Genomic DNA, 6,845 nt, shown 5'->3' on the forward strand with positions numbered 1-6,845 from the left:
GCGGGGACGTTCAGGGTCTGGTCGACGTAGCGCCAGGCCGTCGCGGTCGGGACGCCGAATCCTGCCGCGAGCTGGGCGAACGTCTCGTTCTTGCGGAGATGGGCCAGTGCGAGGAGGGCCTGTGTGAAGCAACCGGGTCGTCTCCACGGCGAGTTCAGTTCACGCCTTCGGGCGTAGATCAGCCAGGAGACATGCTCGACCAGCTCGTACGGGACGTCGAGCATGGAAGGATACGGAACCAGCAGAGCCCCCGGGCTGTCGGCGGTGTCGAGTGGAATCAACACCGCCAACGACCGGGGGCTCTGCCACGTCACCACCCCAGTTGACCAGGCCTTATAGCCCCGCAGAGGCAGGATGAAAAAGGTTCACTGCCTGCCTCCGGGTACGCGCCAGGTTACTGGAGAGGCTCTCTCCGCCATAGATAGCAGTGCAGAGATTGACGCTGCGTCCATTCCTATGACGTCCCCAATCTGGCGGGGGGTAAGCGACAACCGGTTCCGCAGCAGGAGCGCATCAGCCTGCTGTTGAGGCAACAGGCGATTAGCCGGCTCACGAAGGGGGCGGGCGCAACATGCGTGTGCTACCCACGATTGGAGGACTCGCCAAGCCACCGCTTCGATACGCGAACTGCGCAGAGCAGCTCGCCACACTGTCATCAGATCACCCAGAGCGCCTTCGGTGCACCTTCGTGCAAGCGTCGTGTCGTGCAGTCGGAGATACGCGTACTGGCGGTAGAGCTCTTGGTGCAACTCGCAGAACGCGCGGTACACCACAGCTTCGTCAGGGGAGGCGTTTTCTAAGGTACGAAGTGGGCTGGATGTAGGGAGGGATCTCCGATGCTCTATGCGGCCAGGGCCAGTGGACGAGAGAGCAGCTTCCGCGCAGGACGCTGAACTGGCAGCCGCAGACAACCGTGTTGTGAACTTCTGGATGCCTCGGGCGGTAGCGTGGGCGACAGACCCTTCCCGCGAACCCGGCCTTCCTTGAAGCTTCTCCACGAGACTGATGCCTATCCTCTTGCCTGACGTTCGTATGCCACTGTGATCCTTCCCCGGCGGGATGTTGTTTGCCCGTCAAGGCAATGCAAATTTGTAGGGCCCCATTCTTCTGCAGGGAATCATCGACTTAGCTCTTGGTGGATAGAGGCGTCAGCTGTGACGACAGAGGCTCAAGAGCCGAGGGCGTGAGGACCAAAGCGTGGACTGCCGTGCAGTTTCATTAATTGAATCGTGAAATGGTTTTTACGGCCCCTGCCGCCTCGAGCTGGAGACAGGGAAGCCCGAATCTCCGTCGGTCCTGCGAGCACACATTATAGGGTCTCCAGGTGCTCATCCAGCGCCACGGAAGATCGGCAAATAATCTTTGCTGGGAGGTTGGACCCTCCTGGTGTTCTGCTTTGGAGAACCGCTTGGGACTTCCACGTTGCCGACGCCTGCCTGGCGAGAACCACCAAACGCCGCAGCCACTGTGGTCGGAAGCCTGTACGCGCTGACTCCTTCAACACTGCCTGCAGCCAGCACGCGGGTGGGGCATGATTCGCGTCAGGCTGGACTCTTGCTGCGCATGGCTCCCCCTCCAGCTGGAACCGGGCGTATAGGAAAGCGTCCACCACGTAGGGGATGGCTACCAAGAATGAGCGACGTCTAGGACGACCTTGTTACTGAGCTTGAATACCCGGAAGGGAAGTCGTGCGCGTACCCCGAGAGCCACCTGTGTGTCGCCTTCAAAGCTTCCAGCGAACCGGGCGTCGCGGAAGGTCCTGTAGCCGGCGAGTGTGACGCGAGGAAGCGGTCGGCCGACCTTGCCGTCATACGTTGGCTCGCCGGTGTCGACGTCGTAACTCGGGGCCGAGATCCGGACTTCGAGAACAGCGCCGCCTCTCACACGGATGAGGTCGCCGCTTCCGTCCTGAAAAACTTGGCGGACGTAGCGGACCCGGTATCCCACGCTTTGCGAGGAGACACCTGGGCGGATGTCGAACACCATTCTGTCAAAACAAGTATGCCGCCCGGTCCGGATGTTAAAAAGTGATTCGTAGCGCTGTGATTCAGAGGCTTTAAGAAGACTTCCCCACGGGGTCTTGCAGGTAGCTGCTTCGGTGGGAGCGGAAAGCCCCCCCAATAACATAGAGATCGCTAAGGATACCATCGCGAGCACTGTGCCGGATTTTCGCACGAGCATTTCCTCACCCATGTCCTCTTTGGCCCCGTCCCTGGATCGTGTTTCTCTGTATCCAGGACCATGAGCAGCGAGCGCAATCACACGTTCAGAAAGTATGACATTGCGGCATTGGAATCGCCCTGCCCGACGCGCTGCATCTCAACGACGGCATCTGAACAGTGCTCTTCCGCATTCTGATGGTCGCCTAAGGCGTTGTGCTCATCGACGTCTTCTCCAAGCGCGCGGCATAGCCCCACGATCAACGGCCGCCTGGATCCCAGTCCTCACCTGTGCCGCAGGTGGGCAGGACGGGGACCCCTGGAGTCAAGATTTGCGACCCGAATCATTCGTCGCACCAGCGCATGCAGCTAACAGCTGCGGGATGGCATGGACACCTCGGGGGCGTTTGGGGGCTGTTGTAAGCACCCGTGGGTGGCATGTGCTGAGGCCCTTCAGGCATACGTAGGGCTGCGCCGCGGTCGTCGCTCCGGTGCTCGCGTTCCCGTGCGCATGCCATGCCTGACCTGCCGACAGTGGCCTCGCCGCCCCAGTCTGGATGCCAAGCTGCGAGGAAGAGCATGTATGGCGACACTGGGAGTGGCGAGGCCGGCCCCGCTTGATCGGTGAGACTCGTGTTGGGTCACGCTGCTTACGATCTCCGCAAGGGCGGAAGTGAGGTTTCTGTCATTGTAGAAGGGGGTGGGGCAGGGAATGGAGGCGTTTCACAAAGCCAAGACGCCCGAGGAACAGAGCCAGTCTCCAGTATGTAATTCTTGCGATCAAAGAGAAGAAGCGACTTTATGGACCCGGTGGAGGGCAGGCGCACGGAAAGGTCTGGGTATGGCGGCCAGCGCAGCCCTTGGCGCCCTTGTTAGGTTAGGCCTGGAGTATGTGCGTGGACGGATAGATTCCTGACCGCATCAAACGCATCTCTGATCGACGGCTTGTCTCCGCGGACAACGCAGCCTAGCCGTCTAGCAAACGGTGGGGACGCCATTGCAGGGCACCGCACAGGGACCTGAACCCCGGGCAGTCAGCTCAGTTCATAGGCCACGCTGACTAGGACGCTGCTATGGACCTTACCTGGCGCCAGAGGGGAGTCAGAGTGCATGGCTGCGCGTTCCACCGGCAGGGGCCGAGCCCCGCCACCGTCTGTTTCGTCAATCGTTAGCAGTGGGCCGAGCGTCATGCCGCTCAGCGCTGCGTACTGCTCGGCCTTCCGCTGAGCGTCTTTGAAGGCATCATTTCTCGCCTCCTGATGCAAAGCAGAATAGTCTTCCACATCGAACGTGACTCGGTTGATGCGGCCAGCGTCCCCTGCTGCTTCCATGGCGGCCTGAATCACCGCAGCAGTCTTGTTAATGTCCCGTACCTTAATAGAAAATGACTGCCCTGCCTGGTAACTGGAGGGCTTCTGAGTGTTGGCCTGATCATACACAGGAGTCAAAGAAAGCCCCTGCGTTTGAATATCCTGTTCAGCTACGCCCTGGTTTCGCGTCGCGTTCAGCATGGCTGCTGCGGCCGTGTTTTGAGAGGCGAGCGCTTGGGCGACAGTGGGTTCGGTTACTTCGACAGCTGCAGATACCACTGCTAAGTCGGGTGCCGCAGACGCCTCACCGTGGCCGGTGACGTACACCGTTTGATAGGGATCGTCGGTTGTGTTGGCAGCGAAGACGGGTGACGAGCTTACCGCGGCGAGGGCCACTGTGATGACTGTCATGCTCGCCAGCCGTCGGATGTAACGAGGCAAGGGAGTGAGGCCAGACATAATTTCCTGATTCCTAATAGTGGTGCGCAGCGCGCCTGCACTCATGTTGCGCAGGTACCGAAGACGGCGAGCCCGTCCTTCTCACTCCAGAGGCAACTCGTCAACTGATCATGACGCCGCATCTCCAGCCCTCGGGCACTCGTTTGCTTGGAATCCCTAAGGTTGTCCCGTAGCTGGGGAGTGCTTGGTGGGTTGGTTGGGCATGGGTACAACTCCCCTGGTCCTTCCTCACCCACACCGGACTCACATCAACGTGAAGATCAGTAAGGGCTGTCCTGCCTAATTCGTTGCTGACGGATCCAGCACCACCCACCACGCATGTGGTCTTGCTGGGCCCGTTCGAACACTGGGCCGTGACATCTGTTGCCACTCCGGTTGATGGAAGCCTCCGGATAGACCGGTGCTCGGCCCTGGTGTTTGTAGTGGTGGCGGTGGTGTTGGCGTCGAGCGGATGTCTTCACGCAGACAGCGCGGCATAGTCCGCATTGCTCTGCAACGGCATCGAACCGAAAGACCGGCTTGGACGTCACCGATGGGTCAGCGCACTATGCTCCTGGTTCACCGGCTACCTCCGACTCGACCACGCCAACGCGCCACCCGCCACCACTGCACATCCCTCGGACATGCAGCAGCGTGGCCTGCTGCGGGCGCCTGATCAAGCTGTCCACAAAGGACTCGGTTTAAGAACGTGGGCCGTCGAGACATGTCGGTTCCACTCGCAATGGCCAGCGTCTTACGGTACATGAGTGGGCCACTTTGGGGACAAAGGCATGATTTTGAATCATGTCTCCTCTGCAGGTGCCTCCTTGGGAGTGCTTCGTCACTCATGCGTTGCCCGGAACGGCAGTCGAGAACGTGAAGGAGCAGAAGTCAAAGTCGCCCGGTGAAGAAGTGGCAGGCCGTCCATGAACCGAGTCGATCAACCGTTAAAGCTGCCGCAGACTCGAGACGGCGAGAGCGCCCCCGATGCGCATCCGTCGGGAAAATCCAATGGCTCAGGTCCGCCGGAACTGGCCGTCACGCTTCCCGCCCAGTCAGCCTGTGTCACCCTCCGTGCAGAAGTAAAGTCAGTGCCCATTGCGCGAGCGTTCGTTAGGGACCTTCTCACCAAATATGGGGCTGGCCTGTCCGACGAGGCAGCGGATGCGGCTACCTTGCTGGTGACGGAACTGTTTACAAACGCCGTCGTCCATAGCAACGCCTCGGCGATTCTCCTTGCCCTGGGGATCAAGGATGGAAGTCTGCGGATCGACGTCACAGACAACGGCTCTACGCCCCGCGATATCTGCGAACGTTCCACTTCGGTGCTGGATGAGCACGGCAGGGGTCTATTACTGGTACGTGAGCTTTCCCAGAACTGGGGAAAGGTCACGGCCCGTTTCGGCACGAAAGTGTGGGCCGTCCTCACCCTTACACCAGGGTGTAGCCATCCAGCATTTGATGCTGAGGCCACAGAACCAGAAACTGCAAGTCTGTCCTCATGAGACCGAGCCGGATAGGAAGGAGGATCAGGCCAGATCGGCACCAAGCAGCATGAGAAAGGCTTCGCCTTCCGAGGCCCCCACAACTCTTCTATGCCCGCCCTAAGGGCCCGGTCCTTACGACAGCGGGGCTCAACCTGGGGGCCGGCCAACGCACCCCTCCAACATTCTGCACCGACGCGCCGTTCCCAACCCGTTGCTGCTGGCTCAGCTTGAGGCCCTGTACGACTCCTCCGTCGTTTCCTTTCGCCTCTCCCACACCGCAGCTATAGCGCTTCGAAAGAGCTACGACAGCGTGCAGCACCAACGGGCTCCCCAAGCCAGACGCTTGTGGCAACGGAACTGTTGCCCGCGAGCAAGCGCCGCTTTGGGGAGTCCGTTGGCGTAGGGCAAGAGCGGCCTCCAGCGAGACCAAACTTAAGGAGCAGGAGTTGACATCGGCGTAGGGTACGTGGTGGGCGTGGGGGTCGCGGTGGACGTCGGCGTCGGCGTGGGGGTCGCGGTGGACGTCGGCGTCGGCGTGGGGGTCGCGGTGGACGTCGGCGTCGGCGTGGGGGTCGCGGTGGACGTCGGCGTCGGCGTGGGGGTCGCGGTGGACGTCGGCGTCGGGCACGGCGTCATGGGCGGGGTCGGGGTAGGAGTGGGAGGCTGGGTGGGGCAGGGACACTCGCAGGGACAGCTGCTTCCTGCCGTGGGGCACTCTTCCTCTTGTGAAGGACACTTGCTCCTGCACTTGTGAGACTTGTGTCCCTTACTGTGTCGCTTCTCATGGCCGTGGTCACGGTAGTGATGCTCTCGTACCTCGCCTCCTGATTCGTTCTCGCACCAGTTGCCGAAGGCGGGATTAAGCAGGCCGATGATGTTGAGTGTGTTACCGCACAGGTTGACTGGGATGTGCACGGGCAACTGGATGACGTTGCCGGACAGCACACCAGGAGAGCCGTGCGCCTCACCGTCCGCGGTGGCATCCGCAAGGGCGCCGGCTCCACCGGCCAGGATCAGCGAGGCCGTAGCTGCCGCAATGACAGCGGCCCTTCGCACGTTGAACAACGGAAGATCTCCTAAGAGTTGATTCGGTCCCTTTGCAAGGGATGGCTCCGTCCTGAGCGAGCAGGATGCACTGGGCTGAGCCGTTCCTCTGGCTCGGAGCACCTCGGCCTGCAGAGATAGAGGGCGGGCCGTCGCGACTCTGACGCCGGACCCGAAACATGGGGTCACTCTCGCCTCAAGCGTATTTCGCATAGGCTGCCAAAGCTATGCAGGTAGTGGCAAAGGGGGCGGTGTTGTTCGAGTTAGCCGGATGCGGTGCTTCCAACTCCAACACCTAGTACTGCAATCACGCTTGTGTGTGGTTGAGTTGGAGTATGGCTGAGCTTGGGGTGGGGCTGGTTGAGAGGTGGGACGGGGTGCTGGCGGGGTTGCATGCCCGGTTCGCG

The 6,845-nt window shown here is 60.9% G+C and carries 5 protein-coding genes and 1 pseudogene; 2 read left to right on the forward strand and 4 right to left on the reverse strand.

Annotated features, from left to right (window positions below; genetic code table 11):
- From ACZ6C1_RS38315 to ACZ6C1_RS38325, 3 genes are all read right to left on the reverse strand, one after another.
- Nucleotides 1-284 (reverse strand): helix-turn-helix domain-containing protein (locus tag ACZ6C1_RS38315; protein ID WP_469247669.1); only part of this gene is annotated, 284 nt, incomplete at its 3' end.
- Nucleotides 285-1,623: 1,339 nt separating this feature from the next.
- Nucleotides 1,624-2,175: an AMIN-like domain-containing (lipo)protein gene (locus ACZ6C1_RS38320; protein ID WP_469247670.1), complete on the reverse strand. Its 552-nt coding sequence runs from the start codon at nt 2,173-2,175 to the stop codon at nt 1,624-1,626.
- A 1,018-nt stretch (nt 2,176-3,193) separates the two neighbouring features.
- A complete protein-coding gene (locus ACZ6C1_RS38325) occupies nt 3,194-3,973 on the reverse strand; it encodes an SIMPL domain-containing protein (protein ID WP_469247666.1) in 780 nt (259 codons plus the stop codon).
- 860 nt (nt 3,974-4,833) lie between these two features.
- Here ACZ6C1_RS38325 and ACZ6C1_RS38330 point away from each other — a divergent pair.
- On the forward strand, nt 4,834-5,412 hold the full coding sequence (locus tag ACZ6C1_RS38330) for an ATP-binding protein (RefSeq protein WP_469247667.1): 579 nt from the start codon (nt 4,834-4,836) through the stop codon (nt 5,410-5,412).
- Between the two features lie 457 nt (nt 5,413-5,869).
- Nucleotides 5,870-6,148, forward strand: coding sequence for a hypothetical protein (locus tag ACZ6C1_RS38335; protein WP_469247671.1), 279 nt, complete (start codon nt 5,870-5,872; stop codon nt 6,146-6,148).
- Nucleotides 6,149-6,237: 89 nt separating this feature from the next.
- On the opposite strand, the pseudogene ACZ6C1_RS38340 reads toward ACZ6C1_RS38335, so the two are convergent.
- Nucleotides 6,238-6,651, reverse strand: a pseudogene (locus tag ACZ6C1_RS38340) (chaplin); the annotation flags it as partial.
- Between the last annotated feature and the right edge of the window lie 194 nt (nt 6,652-6,845).

Source organism: Streptomyces sp. NPDC041796 (genome assembly GCF_055590785.1).

Bases quoted from the DNA above. Each gene is read 5' to 3' on its own strand.
- ACZ6C1_RS38330 (WP_469247667.1), top strand. From the start codon at position 4,834: ATGAACCGAGTCGATCAACCGTTAAAGCTGCCGCAGACTCGAGACGGC.
- ACZ6C1_RS38325 (WP_469247666.1), bottom strand. From the start codon at position 3,973: ATGAGTGCAGGCGCGCTGCGCACCACTATTAGGAATCAGGAAATTATG.